This window comes from Streptomyces sp. NPDC088732, from assembly GCF_044751205.1.
In the GTDB taxonomy this organism is placed as follows: Bacteria; Actinomycetota; Actinomycetes; order Streptomycetales; family Streptomycetaceae; genus Actinacidiphila.
This window is the reverse complement of record NZ_JBIVLI010000025.1, coordinates 113,356-127,836: the sequence shown is the minus strand read 5'-3', so window position 1 is coordinate 127,836 and position 14,481 is coordinate 113,356. Positions and strand designations below refer to the sequence as shown.

19 protein-coding genes are annotated in these 14,481 nt (G+C 73.0%); all 19 read left to right on the top strand.

Features of this window, described 5'->3' with window-relative positions; translation table 11 throughout:
- The first annotated feature begins 189 nt into the window (after window positions 1-189).
- The 19 genes from ACIP9H_RS34140 (at window position 190) to ACIP9H_RS34050 (ending at window position 14,323) form a co-directional block, all read left to right on the top strand.
- Window positions 190-645 (top strand): hypothetical protein, encoded by a 456-nt coding sequence (locus tag ACIP9H_RS34140; protein ID WP_401962953.1) that lies wholly within the window; start codon window positions 190-192, stop codon window positions 643-645.
- A gap of 83 nt (window positions 646-728) precedes the next feature.
- Complete coding sequence (locus ACIP9H_RS34135) at window positions 729-1,250, top strand: hypothetical protein (protein WP_401962950.1); 522 nt, start codon at window positions 729-731, stop codon at window positions 1,248-1,250.
- A 94-nt stretch (window positions 1,251-1,344) separates the two neighbouring features.
- On the top strand, window positions 1,345-1,869 hold the full coding sequence (locus ACIP9H_RS34130) for a hypothetical protein (RefSeq protein ID WP_401962948.1): 525 nt from the start codon (window positions 1,345-1,347) through the stop codon (window positions 1,867-1,869).
- Window positions 1,866-2,360, top strand: a complete 495-nt coding sequence (locus ACIP9H_RS34125; RefSeq protein WP_401962945.1) for a hypothetical protein — start codon at window positions 1,866-1,868, stop codon at window positions 2,358-2,360. The genes ACIP9H_RS34130 and ACIP9H_RS34125 overlap by 4 nt, the downstream gene beginning before the upstream one ends.
- Before the next feature lie 73 nt (window positions 2,361-2,433).
- Window positions 2,434-2,850, top strand: a complete 417-nt coding sequence (locus ACIP9H_RS34120) for a hypothetical protein (RefSeq protein ID WP_401962942.1) — start codon at window positions 2,434-2,436, stop codon at window positions 2,848-2,850.
- Window positions 2,847-3,104: a hypothetical protein gene (locus tag ACIP9H_RS34115; protein ID WP_401962940.1), complete on the top strand. Its 258-nt coding sequence runs from the start codon at window positions 2,847-2,849 to the stop codon at window positions 3,102-3,104. Before ACIP9H_RS34120 ends, ACIP9H_RS34115 begins: the two co-directional genes overlap by 4 nt.
- A 159-nt stretch (window positions 3,105-3,263) precedes the next feature.
- Window positions 3,264-4,130, top strand: coding sequence for a hypothetical protein (locus tag ACIP9H_RS34110; RefSeq protein ID WP_401962937.1), 867 nt, complete (start codon window positions 3,264-3,266; stop codon window positions 4,128-4,130).
- A 64-nt stretch (window positions 4,131-4,194) separates the two neighbouring features.
- The gene (locus tag ACIP9H_RS34105; protein WP_401962936.1) at window positions 4,195-5,064 is read left to right on the top strand and encodes a hypothetical protein; all 870 of its coding nucleotides are present in this window, start codon (window positions 4,195-4,197) and stop codon (window positions 5,062-5,064) included.
- A 10-nt stretch (window positions 5,065-5,074) separates the two neighbouring features.
- A complete protein-coding gene (locus tag ACIP9H_RS34100; RefSeq protein WP_401962934.1) occupies window positions 5,075-5,281 on the top strand; it encodes a hypothetical protein in 207 nt (68 codons plus the stop codon).
- Window positions 5,282-5,337: 56 nt separating this feature from the next.
- On the top strand, window positions 5,338-6,240 hold the full coding sequence (locus tag ACIP9H_RS34095; protein ID WP_401962931.1) for a hypothetical protein: 903 nt from the start codon (window positions 5,338-5,340) through the stop codon (window positions 6,238-6,240).
- A gap of 19 nt (window positions 6,241-6,259) precedes the next feature.
- On the top strand, window positions 6,260-7,738 hold the full coding sequence (locus ACIP9H_RS34090) for a hypothetical protein (protein ID WP_401962929.1): 1,479 nt from the start codon (window positions 6,260-6,262) through the stop codon (window positions 7,736-7,738).
- A 274-nt stretch (window positions 7,739-8,012) separates the two neighbouring features.
- The gene (locus ACIP9H_RS34085; RefSeq protein WP_401962926.1) at window positions 8,013-9,542 is read left to right on the top strand and encodes a hypothetical protein; all 1,530 of its coding nucleotides are present in this window, start codon (window positions 8,013-8,015) and stop codon (window positions 9,540-9,542) included.
- A gap of 192 nt (window positions 9,543-9,734) precedes the next feature.
- Entirely contained in the window at window positions 9,735-11,069 is a 1,335-nt protein-coding gene (locus ACIP9H_RS34080) for a DNA cytosine methyltransferase (RefSeq protein ID WP_401962923.1), read from the top strand.
- 259 nt (window positions 11,070-11,328) lie between these two features.
- On the top strand, window positions 11,329-11,550 hold the full coding sequence (locus tag ACIP9H_RS34075) for a hypothetical protein (RefSeq protein ID WP_401962922.1): 222 nt from the start codon (window positions 11,329-11,331) through the stop codon (window positions 11,548-11,550).
- Window positions 11,551-11,579: 29 nt separating this feature from the next.
- Entirely contained in the window at window positions 11,580-11,756 is a 177-nt protein-coding gene (locus ACIP9H_RS34070; RefSeq protein WP_401962920.1) for a hypothetical protein, read from the top strand.
- Between the two features lie 82 nt (window positions 11,757-11,838).
- Window positions 11,839-12,270, top strand: coding sequence for a hypothetical protein (locus ACIP9H_RS34065; protein WP_401962917.1), 432 nt, complete (start codon window positions 11,839-11,841; stop codon window positions 12,268-12,270).
- Window positions 12,271-12,343: 73 nt separating this feature from the next.
- Window positions 12,344-12,739, top strand: a complete 396-nt coding sequence (locus ACIP9H_RS34060) for a hypothetical protein (RefSeq protein ID WP_401962914.1) — start codon at window positions 12,344-12,346, stop codon at window positions 12,737-12,739.
- A gap of 236 nt (window positions 12,740-12,975) precedes the next feature.
- Entirely contained in the window at window positions 12,976-13,449 is a 474-nt protein-coding gene (locus tag ACIP9H_RS34055; protein WP_401962911.1) for a hypothetical protein, read from the top strand.
- A 232-nt stretch (window positions 13,450-13,681) separates the two neighbouring features.
- On the top strand, window positions 13,682-14,323 hold the full coding sequence (locus tag ACIP9H_RS34050; protein WP_401962909.1) for a hypothetical protein: 642 nt from the start codon (window positions 13,682-13,684) through the stop codon (window positions 14,321-14,323).
- Window positions 14,324-14,481: the final 158 nt, after the last annotated feature.

Genomic DNA, 14,481 nt, shown 5'->3' with positions numbered 1-14,481 from the left:
AGGTGGCCGACTTCCTCGCCCGGATCGCCCTCGGCCGCCCCGCCGCCGCCCGCGCCGCCGCCTGACCCCCAGACAGCCGGGGCGCGGCACCCCCCGCCGCGCCCCGGCCCCCCACACGGGACACAAGCCCCGGCCACCTGGCCAACTCCCCGGCGCCGAGCAACGCCGGACCCGAACCGAAGGACACCCATGTACGCCGCTTACCCGGCCAACGCCGACCGCGCCGCGACCGCCTACGGCGCCGCCCGTGACGGCTCCAACCACCCGGAATCCCGCCGCGTGCCGGTCGCGTCCGCCAAGGCCGGACGCCAGGTCATCAACGCCTACGCCGCCGCGACCCGCCACGACCCGGCCCAGCAGCGCGTAAAGGGCCGCGAGATGGCCGACGAGATGATCGGGGACTTCCTCGGCGACCTGTTCCACTTCACCGCCGCGTGGTCGTCCTCCGGCGCCGTGCTCCGGGCCCACAAGCGCCGCGCTCAGGGCGACCACCTGATGAACCTGGCGCCCGAGATCCGCGCGGCTGTGTTCGCCGTCGGCAACGTGCTGAGCCTCGCCGCCGCGTACGGCCTCGACACGGCCGAGCTGATCGGCCGCGCCATGGACGCCCACGCCTACGAGGTGTCCGCCCCCCAGGGCGAGTAGCCCGCCCCCGGGGCCCCCGGTGCTCTCCGGGGGCCCGCCCCGCCTGACCCTGCCCCTTCCATGCCCCTGGAGACGCACAGACCATGTCCACCGACCTGGAGTTCAACGCCTACGCCCAGGCCGCGCAGCGCGCCCGCGTCGTCGCCGAGATTGCCCGCGACCGCTTCGCCCCACCGCGCACGATGTCCGCCCTCGGCTCCATGGCCGCTCACCTGGATGCCGCCGCCAACGCGTTTGACGCCGTCCCGCCCGGCGCGTACGAGGAGCTGCCGACCGAGGCCACCGAGGCGCTGTTCCGCGCCGACGAGATCGCCGCCGCCAACCCGGCCGGACGCTTCCCCGCGCAGCTCTCCGAGTACGTCTTGGTGCCGCTCGTCGACCGTGAACTCCCGTTCCCCGCCCGGCTGGACCCCGTCGACGTCGTCCGCTTCGCCCAGCGTGAGGCCGACCTCGTTCGCTCGCTGCACCGGCTCCACTACGACGGTGACCACCAGTGGCAGCGCACTGACGACTGGCTCCGCCAGGTCTTCACCGTCTGGCAGCAGCACGCACGCCTCGCCGACGAGATCCGCACCGACAACGCCCGCCCTTCCGTCCGCCCGTAGCACCCGGGGCCGGGCGGGGACACAAGCCCGCCCGGCCCGCTCCACTCCCCGGCCAGAGCACGCCGGCATTCCCCTGAACCGAAGGAACACCCTGATGGACAGCGCAGCCCACGACAGCGAACTCACCGACAAGGAACGCGGAGAGCGCGCCCGCGCCGCGTACGACCTGTACGCCGCGCAGTACGGCCCCGAGATCGCCGACCTGATCGCCGACCTGATCGCCGACCTGGCCCACCTCGCCGATGCCGACAGCGACAAGACCGGAGACCAGACGCTCCGGACCGCCGCGATGCACTACGGCGCGGAACTGCCGGAGCGGGAGGCCGAATACCTGTTCGTGCCGTCCGACATCGGCCACGCCGCCGCCCGCCTCCTCGGCGACGAGTGGACGGCTGAGTCCTGGCCATGGGGCGTGGGGGCGTTCCTGGAGCATGCCGAGCACGGCGTGTTCAGCGTCGGCGTTGACGACGAGGGCGACTTCGGCGTCCGCCTCGACGGCGCCCCCAAGGTGCTCCCCGAGTTCTACGAGGGCTCTGCCGCCGACGGCCTGAACGCGGTAGCCGAGTGGCTTGCCGACGCAGTCCGCATGATCATCGAGCGCGCCGGGCGGCAGGCGTGAACCTCCTCGCCGTCCACACCGTCGACATCCGCAACGCCGTGCCCGTACCGGCGTCCTGCTCCTGCCAGCGCGCGGCGTGCGGCGCCGCCGAGTCCGGGCCCGGCATCCCGCCCGGCTGCGGCGGGCACGCCCACATCACGACGCAGAGGCACATGGCGATCGACTGCCCGGCGCTCCCCGCCGACACCGACCTGTCCCGCCTGCACATCGTGATCACCGAGTGGACGTCGGACGGCCCAGTCGTCTCCGAGGTCCGCCCGTACAACCGGGCCGCCGTCCGGGAGCTGCGCCAGGGGCACGCCCTGTGGAGCCTGGCCCTCGGCGACAACGGCGACGACGCCGCCCGCGCCTGGCGGGCCGAGGTCGAGGAGATGCGCGCCCGGTCGGCCGCCCAGCAGGCGCAGGCCATCGCCGAAGCCGCCGCCGTCCGCGCGGCCCGTGAAGCGCTCCGGGCGTCCGGCCAGCGCGTCGCCCGCCGCTCCCTGATCTGACCCCCCGCCCCGGGAGCCGATCGCTGGCTCCCGGGGCCCTACCCACCCCACCCCACCCCAGGAGGGACCCCGCATGTCGATGCTTCCGACCGCGCACCCGGCCACCGCCGACCAGGCGTCACAGTCCAAGTACCCGTTCGCCGTTGCCGACGTCGCCCGCGTCGCCGCGCAGCTCCTCGGCGCGCCCTGGACGGACGACCCCCAGCACTGGGGCACCGTCAGCACCCTGTCCGGGCCGCACGAAACCGACTTCACGTTCCTGGTGGACGGCGACGACGACCTTGTCATCGAGTTCCGGTACAACCTCCGGTACTCCGTCAACGACGAGTTCCCCGCTGAGCCGGAACTCCCCGACGGTGTCACCGCTTGCGACGCCGGGGTCTACCTCGAAACGGCCACCATGGGTGACGGCCTGGACAAGCTCGCGGAGCTGTCCGCCGCCGCGATCCGCGCCATCACTGGCGCTCCGGCCCCCAGGGAGCAGTCGTGATTCTCCTGCTGGGCCGCTGGGACTGGGGCGGCAACCTCGTCATCGACAGCTCCCACGCGGTCGCCGACGACGACCAGGCCGCCATAGGCCGGCTCGTCGACGACCAGGACGACGACGACAACTCGGCGTGGTCGGCGTCGTTCGCCACCGACAGCCACAGCACCGCCGTGCAACTCGCGTACGAGGAGTACGTGGAGGCCGAAGGCACGCGCGTCATCGACCAGGCCCACCGCGTCGAGCCCGCCCCGGCCTGACCGGCACCCGTCGGGCGGGGCGAGGTGTCACAACTTTGCCCCGCCCGACGTAGTACCAGCCAGCGACCCACTGCGGGCGCGACGCAAGCACCACCCGCATGACGACATGGCCCGGCCGGAGAGTCACCGCCCGGACCGACCCGAACGAAGGAACACCTCGTGACGCAGACCGCCGCCCCCGCCCCGGGCACCTTCGCCCACGCGAACACGTACACCATCCCGGCCGCCGCCCGCCCGCTTGCCGCGCTGCTCCCCGCTCGCCGGGGCCGCGCCTGGACCGTCGAGCACCCCAGGAGCGTGTTCCGGCCCGGCGCCCCGACCGCCGCGCTCACCGACGGCGTCCGCACGCTGTACCTGGTGGAGAACGCCGGCCGCCTGGAGGTGTTCACCGCCGAGTTCGACCCGCTGCCCGAGCCGCCCGCCCTGATCGTCGACGGCACCGAGCCCGACCCGATCGCCGAGGTCGCCGCCGGAGTCCTGCGCAGCGTCCTGCCCCTCGTCGACAACGAGATCGCCGCGAACATCGCGCGGACGCACGGCTGGATGGGCGCCCTCACCGCGCGCATGGACCACCTGCGGGAGTTCGGGTACGCGCTCGCCGCCCACGGGATCACCCCGGAGCCCGGCAGTGTCGCCGCCACCGCGCCGGGCCTGATCTGGACCGCCGGCGGGGGCGGCACGTGGGGGCTGTCGATGCGCGGCCTGCAGTCGAACCTGCGGCTGAACTACTACGGGCCCCTGTCGGGCCTGTACGGGCTTCTGCCGCACCTGCTGCCCCCGCACCAGGGCCCGGCGCTCCCCGACGCCTCCAGCGTCACCACACGCGGTCTGATCGAACGGTTCCCGCAGCTCCGCCCCGCCGCCGAGGCGGGCGCCGCCTGGCTCCCCGGCCACCCGCTCCCCGGGGGCCACATCGTCTCGCTTGCCGACAAGGGCACGCCCGTCGACGACGCCACGCGCGTGGCCGCCGAGTTCGACGGGATCGGCGTCGACCTCCTCATCGCCGCCGCCGCGCACCTGATCTGACCCCTTGCCGCTTCGGCCGCGCCCCTCGCTGTAGGGGGTGCGGCCCGCCCTGGAAGGCACAGCGATGACCGTCCCCACCACCACCGTCCCCGCCGCCCCTGCCCGCCGGGTCTCCCCGTCCGTGGCACTCGCCGAGCGCGTCGCCGCCCGGCTGCCCGTCCGCAACGAGCAGGAGTGGGCCGTCGCCCCGTACAACGCCTGGTGGTCGTTCCAGCCAGCAGCCCGCATGACGCAGGCCGGCCGCACCCTGATCCTCGTCGCGCACGCCTGGCGCACCGATGTCGCGTGGCAGCTCCCCGGCCGCGAGCCGTACGAGCCCGACGTGCGCCTGGAGCACCTCGCCCCGGACCGGATCGCCCGCGAGGTCCTGCGCCTGGTCCTGCCCGCCCTCGACGACGAGGAGGCCGCCCGCACCCGGACCGCTTCCACGCCGCGGGCGATGGGCCGCCTGGAGCTGCTGTCCGAGATCGGCCGCGCGATGAAGGAACTCGACCTGCACCCGCGCGACCGCGTCGGCCTGCTGGCGAACTCCTCCACGCTGTCGTGGAACACCCTGTCCGGCATCACCTACAGCGTCACCCTGCACGGCACGAACCCCGCCTGCCACGTGTCGATCAGCGGGCCCCTGCGCGCCGTGGAGCGCGCCGTGACGCACTTCCTGCCCGATCGGACCGCCCGGGTCCCCCGACAGCCCCTCGTGGGCGTACACGGCCGCCTGGCGCGCCGTATGGCCGTGCACTGGGGCCAGTTCGCGCCCGTCGAGCAGCTCGACGACGGCGGCCTGTCGATCGGGGGCGGCACCGGCCCCTACGGCTACGCCGCCCCGGCCAAGGACCCCAGGGCCCGCGTCCGCGACACCACCCACGTGTCCGTCGACATGCACGGCATCGGCGTCGACCTGCTGCTGTCCGTCGCCTCCCAGCTCACCCGCTGACCGGGCCGCCGTGTTCACCGCCCTGCTGCAGCGCGTCACCCGTCGCTGCCCGACCCACGACCGGCCCTCCCCGGCAAAGATCCGCCGCCTGGAGGAGGAGTTGGGCATGCCGCCCAGCGCGCACCACGGCGACCCCATCGACGCCTTCCTGAACCGCGACCTCATCGACTGCGGCCTGACCTGGTGCCGCACCCGCCGCAGCAACCGCCACCCCTGACCCGTCGGCCGCGCCCGGACCGTCCGGGCGCGGCCCCTCTCGGAAGGACACCCCTCATGACCACGGACACCACCGACCCGCAGCCCAAGCCCAAGCCCAAGCCCAAGCCTGCCGCGCCCGCCCGACGCCTGGTGCTGTACGCCGGCTACACGATCTACCAGGTCGACGTGCCGTCTCCCGCCCTCGACCAGGACCTGTACGACCGCAGCTTCGACGAGCACGGCGTCAACGCCCTCGATCCGACGCTCTACCGCAGCGGCTACAACGCCCGGTGCGCCGCGGAGTCCGACCACATGCACCGGTACCCGGCCTGGGTGGAGTTCCGCTGGTGGCCGGCGGGGGCGGGATGGCGCCTGGAGACCATCACCGGAGAGGACACCGGTGTCCGCGTCGGTATGGCCGTCGGCACCAAGCGGCCCCTCGACCAGGACCAGTTCGACGCTGGCCCGACGCCTCAGCCCGTCGAGTTCCACGACACGGTGGCGCACTTCGTCATCCAGCGGGCGAACGCCATGGGCCACCACCCGATCGATCACGCTGTCGCCCCGGGCATGGACCGCCGGTTCGTCGCGCAGCACCTGCGGAAGCAGGCGCAGCAGCTCGACCCCCGCCCGCAGATCGTCACCCTGTGCGGCTCCACGGAGTTCATGGACGAGTTCACGGAGGTCAACCGGCGGGAGACCGCCGCGGGGAACGTCGTCCTGTCCGTCGGCTGCAACCTCAAGGAGCCCCACCCGCTGTGGGACACCGAGGAGGAACTGGAGCAACTGAAGCTCGACCTCGACGCCCTCCACCGCCACAAGATCGACATGGCCGACCGGGTGATCGTCGTCGGCACCCGCATCGGCACATCCACCCGCGATGAGATCGCACTCGCCCGCCAGCTCGGCAAGCCCGTCGCCTTCGAGCACCCCGACGTGGACCCAGACCAGCAGACCGCCCCCACCGTCACCCGCTGACCCCTCCCCGGAGATCCCTGTGTCCCTCGTGCGCGACCCCGACCGCGACCAGCCGCTCCCGAAGCCCGGCGGCGTCGACGTCCTGCTCAACGTTGCCGCAGCCGTCCTCGAACGCCGCGCCCACGGCGCCAAGAAGTACGGCCACCCGCTGGAGACCGGCAACGGCCGCAGCGCGCTGCGCGACCTCCTGGAGGAGCTGCTCGACGCCGCCGCCTACACCGCACAGGCCGTCATGGAAGAGGGGCAGTCCATCCTTCCCGGCGACGACGGCCCGCCGTCGACGGCCGCCGCGCTCGCCACGCTCCGCAACCTGCTCGCCGCCGCTGACCCGGCCCCGCCCGGCTGCACCGCCACCATCCCCGCGCCGGACGACCCGAACACCATCCTGGCCTGCAAAGAACCAGCCGGGCACTACCAGGAACGCGGACCGATCCTGAAGACGTGGGCCTACTGGCACCGGGGCGACGACTATCCGGTACCCGGGCGGACCTTCCGGTGGAACGACACCGAAGAGGGCGCGACACCCCACACCGACCCCGCCGAGGCTCCGGCCGGCCGCGTTGGCGCGCCCCGACTCCTTGACTGCGGCTGGTGCTTCGAGGAGAACGGCGAGGAAGTCCACCCGCACCCGGAGTGCCCCGTCAACGCGTTCGATGCCGTATGGGCTGGGGTCGGCCGCAGGCACGCGCTCATGGCCGCGGCCCGGGCCGCGCAGGAGCAGCACGGCGCACCGGCACCGGCCGCGGAGACCGCCGCCCCGATTCCGACCCGGGACGACGGGATGCGCGCCCAGTACGACGCCGCGATCCGCCCCGTCATGCTCCTGGGCCTCCAGGACGCCGACCTGTCCGGGCCCGGCGGCACCGAACGCATCGGCCAGTGGGCCGAGTTCATCACCAACACCGTGGCCGGTATCCACGACAGCCACCGGGCCATGCTGATCGCGGACCTCGCGATGGCAGAGGCCCGCGCCGAAGGGGCCGAGGCCGTCCGGGACGTGCTCGCCCACGCCATCGCCGCCGTGTGGAAGGTGCCCGTCCCCCAGGTCATCACCGAAGCCGAGTTCGCGGCTGCCCCCGTCGTCTTGGGCAACGGAGTCATCCGGCCGACTCCCGCCGATCTCCGGATGGACGCCGCCCCCTCCCAGCGCATCAGCGTCACCACGGAGCCCGCTACACCGGCCGGGACGCTGTGCACCGCCACCTTCACCTTCCCGTTCCCGTACGGCGACCCGGTCACAGAGCGCTGCATCCGGCCCGCCGGGCACTACGACGAGGCCGTCAAGCCCGAGGGCGACAGCCCTGGAGGCTGGCACCAGGGCCACAAGAGGCCCGACGGCGTCTCCACGGGCTGGGCCGACACGGCTCGCGGTGCCACCCCGCATGGCGCGCCTACGGAGCCGACCGCGACGGACCCCGGCCGGCTGATCCCCCTCGACATCCCCCAGTGCTCATCCGACTGCCCGTGCCGCACCGTGACCAAGGAGACCGTCAGGTGAGCCGTCGTCGGCCCCCAGGGCCACCGTGCACGGCCACGTGGACCAGCCCGCACGAAGCGCGCGACACCGCCCGCTGTACCCAGCGCGCCGGGTGCTTCTGGCACAGCGGCCCCAGCACCGGCGGGAGCTTCCACCACTGGACGGACAGGACCGCCGGTGCCCGTCCGCACGGTGCGCGCCCGCCCGGCCCATGCACCGCCGTCCACCTCGTGACCCTGGGCGTTCTCATACGCCCCGCTCATCCGTGCCGCACCATCACCAAGGAGATTGCCCAGTGAGCCGCGCCCGCCACACCCGCTCCCGTGCCCGCGAAGCCGCGATAGCCGCGCGCCGCACCACGACGGAGGAGCTGCTCGACCAACTGCGCACGCACATCCTCGAGGAGCAGCGCCTGGCCGACGAGTCCGGGCACGCCGCGTCGACGTCGACGCAGGCCCTCGAGCGGCACCGGGCCGCCGCCGAGCAGGAGATCCGCAGGCTCGAGGCCGAACGGGACGCACTCAACGCGAACCTGGCGACCGCCCTCAAGGCCTTCAACAAGGTCACGCTGCAGCTCGAGGACGCGCAGGCCTCGGCCGCCGACGGCGCGGCCGACGAGCCGGTCAGGCTGCAGTGCGTGTACTGCGGCGACCCGGTGCAGTGGGCCGACCACGTCGCGGGCGGGTGGACACACCGGCCCGGGTCGGACACGTCGTGCGTCGAGGCGCACCCGAACGACGAAGGCCTGCGCGCACAGTTCGAGGCCGCGATCCGGCAGTGGGCTGACGAGAGCACGGCCGACCTGGAGAACGCCTCCGGCGCCGTCATGAACGTCCGCGATCAGCGCATGGAGCAGCTCGTCGCCGGCCGACTTGTGTGGAAGCGCAAGGCCCGGGAGATGGAGGCCGACAGGGACCGCCAGGTCAAGGCCCGCGTCGCCGCCGAGGAGCAGGCACGGGAGGCTACGGCCGCCGCGCTGCGCCTGCGCTCCCAGACGCCGGACGCCGCGCAGTCCGCGCTGAACCGGGTCCGGAACGCCCGTACGTGGGGAGAGGCGTGGACCGTCCTCGGCATGTACTTCGGTCTGTCGCCGGAGGTGGCCGGGCAGGAAGCGCGGGACCGCCGGACAGCGGCCGAACGGGAGGCCGAAGGGCGCGCCGCCGCGATGGAGGCGCAGCGCGACGACTGGGCCCGGCGTTGCGGGACGGCCGACGGGGAAGCCGACAACGCCCGCTTCCGTCGGGACCAGGTCGCCGCGGCGCTCCGGGAGGTGCTGGCCGCGTTCTCCACGACGGAAGTCGTCGCCGGTCAGGTCGCCGGGCACCTGGCGCCGCACCCCATCCACCCGGTCCAGTTCGCCGGCTGGCGCAAGGTGCTCGAGGACCTGGCCGTGGCCGAGGAGGGGACCGTCTGCGACAGCTACGTGCCGCCGAACCAGAGCGAGGCCAGCGGGCTGTGCGCCGGCTGCGGCATGCACGACTGGAAGCACGCCGCGGAGGCCGAACGCGTCGCGAAGGCGGACAGGCTGCGGGCCCTGATCGGGGCGGTCGAGGTCCGCAAGCCGTGCCCGTACTGCCCGCCGCCCAAGATGCTCCCGGAGCACCTGATGGTGGAGCACCTGCGGGATGTCCACGGCTGGCAGCAGCCCGAGACGCCCGACGTCGTCGGCCCCCAGGGCGCCGGCGACCGAGGCACGGACCCGGGGGTGCAGTGCTGGCACTTCGAGGCGGGGACCCCCTGCGACTTCAACGTCTGCCGTCAGCCCGACCGCCTGGCCGCCGGCGACGCGGGCACTGACCCGGCGGTGTACGCCACCGGTTGCTGATCGCCGCTTCCGCCCGGCCGTTCCGGTGCCCTCGGGTGTCCGAACGGCCGGGCGGGCCGCTCGCGTGACGGTGCAGGGATGGTGTCTGAGGGATCGTTTTCGCAGGCCATTCCCATAGCGAGTCTCATTGCTGTACTATTCGTGGTGTTGGTGGAGAGCAGCCACCAAGGCCCGAACCGAAGGACACCGCAGATGCGCACGCTGAGCCGCAAGGTCAAGTTCGCCGTACAGATCGCCCAGACCGCCCGCGCCGCAGGCAGGCCCGTCCCGCAGGAAGTTCTCCCGGTCCTGGAAGAGGCTGCCGCACCATGGCCCGCCGAATGGCTCCTTGAGCCCCTCAAGGGCGACCCGATCCGCGTGGTCGAACTTTTCGCGGGCCCCGGCGGCTGGTCGGAGGGCATCGCCGCCGTGCTCGGCGTCAAGGTCGACGCGGTCGGAGTCGACATCTCCGAGGACGCCTGCGCGACCGCCCGCGCCGCCGGACACCGCCGCATCTGCGCCGACATCACGACCCTGGACCCCGAGCACTACGCGCTGCGCCACACCCGGGCCGTCATCATCAGCCCGCCGTGCCCCACCTTCTCGCCCGCGGGCAAGCTCTCCGGCCTGGAACAGGGCAACATCCAGATCCTGGGCCACGCCATCGCCTACGTCGGCGAGGCCGCCGGGTACATCCCCATCGACGTCATGCACGACGACTACGACGACGGGGAATGCAATTGCGACCCCAACGCCGCGGACGGCAAGGGCTGCTACGGCGACGGCTTCGCCCCGCGCTCCGGCGCCACCTGGGCCGATGTCCGCGAGATGGCCGCCGACGTCAGCGACCCCCGCATCGCGCTCATGCTCGAAGTCGCCATCTGGCCGATCGCGCTCCAGGCCGCCGGAGCGCCGATCCAGTGGATGGCCATGGAGCAGTCCAGCAACCTGCCCGAGGAGATCCTGGACGACCTCACCATCGAGTTCGAGTGCGCGGAGTGGTTCTACACCAACCACGTCGTCAGGGAGGCCGCGGATTACGGCCTGCCGTCCCGCCGCAAGCGCGTCTACATGATCGCCTCCCGTCGCCGCACGCCCACGAGCACCCGTTCCATCCGGCCGCTCCCCGCGACGTCCATGGCGCAGGCGCTCGGCTGGCAGCCCGGGGAGCGCGTCAACACCCGCGGCGTCCGTGGCGTCGACCCGAAGACCGGCCGCGCCAAGGGCGGCAACGCCTTCTCCGCGGACGGCCCGTCCTGGTGCCTCACCGGCAAGGCCCGCACCTGGTTCCGGGAGAGCGACGGGCTGCGCCTCACGGAGTCGGAGGCCGGTCTCCTCGTCGGGTTCCGCCGCTCCTACCCCTGGCAGGGTAGCCGCACCAGCGCTTTTCAGCAGGCCGCCGATGTCGTCTCCCCGGTCATGGCCGCCATCGTGCTGTCCGGCCTCTTCGGCGTCCTCGGCGAGGCCCTGGTGCGCGACTACATGGTCCAGCACTACGAGATGGACGGCATGTTGGCTGACCCCGAGGAGTTCGAGCTAGCGACGTAGGTTGCCCGGCCCCAGCGCCCGGCCCCGCCCACCGGCGGCGGTCGGGCGTCCGTCGTGTCCGGGCCGCGCACGGGCTTGTCGTCACCCCGACCCAAAGTGGTGCACATGTGCACCACCTGACACCCGGGCACCGTCTCACCGCTGGTTGGCCGCTCTCCGAAATTCCCGCAGGCGCCGATGCTGCCCGCCCCGGCGCGAGAGCTGCCGGAAGGGGTGGAAGCTCCCCACCCCCGGGGCGCCCGCTCACGAGAGGCAGACCATGACCCCCATCCGTCCCGCCCGCATCTACAAGGTCATCAACGCCGGCGCGCTCCTCGGCCCCGACGCGGACTCCTGCTTCGCCGAGGATGCTGCGCCCGGCGAGGTCGTCACCGTCGTCGTGAACGGCCGCCCCGTAGAGACGGCCCTCCTGGACTACCTCGTCGACGACGACCGCCACGGCCGCGTGCTCGCCGCGGAGTTCCTCGGCATCTACCTGTAGCCGAAGGGTCATATGGGATGCTCCGGGACATGGACAACGTCCCGGAGCAGGACCCGCCCGCCAAGCCCACGATCCGGGTGACCACGGACGTCGCGGCTGCCCTGGAGGCGCTGGAGAAGATCCGGGTCGGGCTGGTCTTCTCGATGCACGTCGATCTCCTCGCCCTCGACGACGAGCTGGACATCCTGTACCGCGGGCAGCTCTAGCCCGACGGGCAGCGCGCGACACAACGCCGCGCTGGCCCCCACGATCCACGGCCTCGACTCCTCCGTCTGGAAGGCCTCCGCCGTGGACCACCGATCCAACCGCCTCCTCGTCGCCGTTCTCGCCGGTGTCGTGGCCCTGGGCGTCCTGTTCGTCATCGTGATGCTGGCCGCGATCCAGGCCAGCGCGCACGACGGCGACCGGCGCTTCCCCACCTGCAGGGCCACGCACACCGCGGCGGGCGACTACGTCCCGGCCGGGCCGCGCCCCTGCCTCCTGCAGGGCGTCAGCCACCACGGCGTGCACGGCCCGCAGCCGGTCCTCGTCCCGCCGGCGCACTCCCACGGCGGCACCGTGACCACTCCGGCCGCCCCGAAGACCCTGACGCCCAAGGCCCCGCCGGTGAAGGTGCCGCCCGTGAAGGCCGCGCCGCCGAAGACCCTGCAGAAGGCCCCGGCCGCCCCGAAGGCTCCGGCCGCTCCCGCCGTGCGCGCCCCGGTCGTGCGGGCCCGGTAGCTCAGCGCGCGCCACAAGCACACCCGGCCGTGCACGCTCCGCCGGTCTTCAACTCCCTCTGGAAGGAACCCTCATGTTCGACAAGCCCGGCTTCGCCCGCCTCAACGCTCTGTTCCTGATGCTCGCGGTGGTCGCTGTCCTCGCTGCGTTCCTGATGGCCGGTATCGTCCTCGGCCGCGGTGCCGGCGACGGTGGCACGTCCGGCCCGCAGCCGACCCACAGTGCGACGCCCAGCCCGCGGCCGACGCACTCGACGAGTCCCAGCTCGACCCCGAGTTCAACACCGACGGGTCCGGAGCCGACGGGTCCGGAGCCGACCGACCCGCCGGTGGACACGACGCCGACGCCGAGCACCAGCGTCTCGGGTGTCACCGGCGGGGGCGGCAACGGTGGCACCGGCCTGATCGGCGGGGGCTCCGACACCGGGGGCAACGCCGGCGGGAGCGACGTCGGCGGCACCACGCCGTAACGGCGTCCCGCTGATCGTGCTGCACTGACCTGTCCCGGAATGCCGCAGGTTCGAAATGGTCAGTCCCTACAGTCCCTCACATATGGGACGAAAGGCGGGGCGTGATCGACGTCTCACCCTCTGACCTGCGGCTCAACCGGACGCAAGGATGCCCGATCGGACACGGTGCAGCGCTCGCGACGCGCCCCGAGGCTCTCCCCGAACGGCCCCGCGCCGCGGGCGTAGGGAGCACCACCATGCAGCCACACATCACCAGGGCACTACACGACTGGCACGCGGCCTGGACCGTCCATGAACGGGCGGCCCAGGCCGCGTTCGCCGCGGCGTTCCCCGCCCTGACCCCAGCCGAGAAGTGCCAGTGCTTCGGCCCCACCCTGCGCTGGAAGACACCCGGCGAGGGCTCCGGGAAGGTCTGCCTCGACGACCACGGGCGCGCCACGATCGACTTCGAGGACGTCCCCAAGGAAGTCCTCGGCACGGCCATGACGGAGTGCTGGGGCACCGACTGGTTCGACGAGGGACCCGCCGGCTTCGCCCAGGCCGAGCCCGGCGAATACTCCTACGAGGACGAGTCGACGTACGCCGAATACTGGATCAAGGTGCACCAGGACAGCACCTGCTCAGTCAGCATCGCCTACGTGAAGGTCGACGACATCGTGGCCATCCTCGACGAGCTGGAGACGGCGCTCGCCGCTCACCGCACCGGCTGACCCCGGCCGAGGTGACGTGACGCGGAGGCCCCGGCCGGCACCACGTCACGTCACCTCATCAGCCTGCGAGTCCGCCGCCCGCGTCGCTACCCTGACGTACGGGAGACACCTCGTCGGACCTCCTCCTTCGGGCCCTGCAGCAGCAGGGACGCAGCCCGCCCCCGACACGGGCTCACTGCGCGCGCCCGGGTCCCCGGCCGCGCCTCGTCCGCGCCCTGGAGGAGAACCGCCCATGCCCGATGTTCAGCACCTGGTCGTGCCCGTCGCCGAGGGCGGTGAGCTGATCTTCGCCCACGCCCGGGGAGACAGCGTGTGGGTGTGGATGCGCGCCCTCACCCGCCGCGTCGACGAGCACCCGCGGCGGCCGACGCCGCTGTACGGCGGCAGCCTCACCGACAAGGCGCCCCTGCACGACTTCCTCGCCGACTACCTGGACCAGGAGCAGCAGCACCACTCCGGTGTGCCGGTCGTCCCGGGCCGTGTCCACCACGTCCCGCCGCTGATCCGCCGCACGGACCTGGCCAGCCCGACCAGCAACCGCTTCTTCGCCGTCCGGGACCTGTCGCCGCTCCACACCAGCGTCCCGTGGACCGGCGCAGCGCCCGAGTTGCTGTTCAGCGCCGCCAGGAAGCCGTCGCCGCCCGTGCCCGACGGCCCGAAGCAGCGTTCGATCGGCTACTTCGCGACCGGCCTGCCGGAACTGCCGCCCGGCGCCGCCCCCGACCCGCTGTCGGAACAGATGCCGGTCGCTGCGATCCAGCGCGACATGGTCGAGCTGACCGTCGGATTCCTGGAGTGGCGGCACGGCGTGAACCCCAGGTGGCGTCAGGGGGAGTCCGTGTCGTGGCGGCATCGGGCGCGGCCCGCCACGTAGTTCTGGAACGCGACAACGCCCCCGCTGGATGCGGGGGCGTTGCACCGGGAGGAGTAGTGCCGGGCGGGCCCGGAACGAGCCGATCATGCCACGCAGCCCGAACGGCGGCTACGCACTTCGGCAGACCGAGACGGTAAGCGGGCCCATCCCTACGTTCC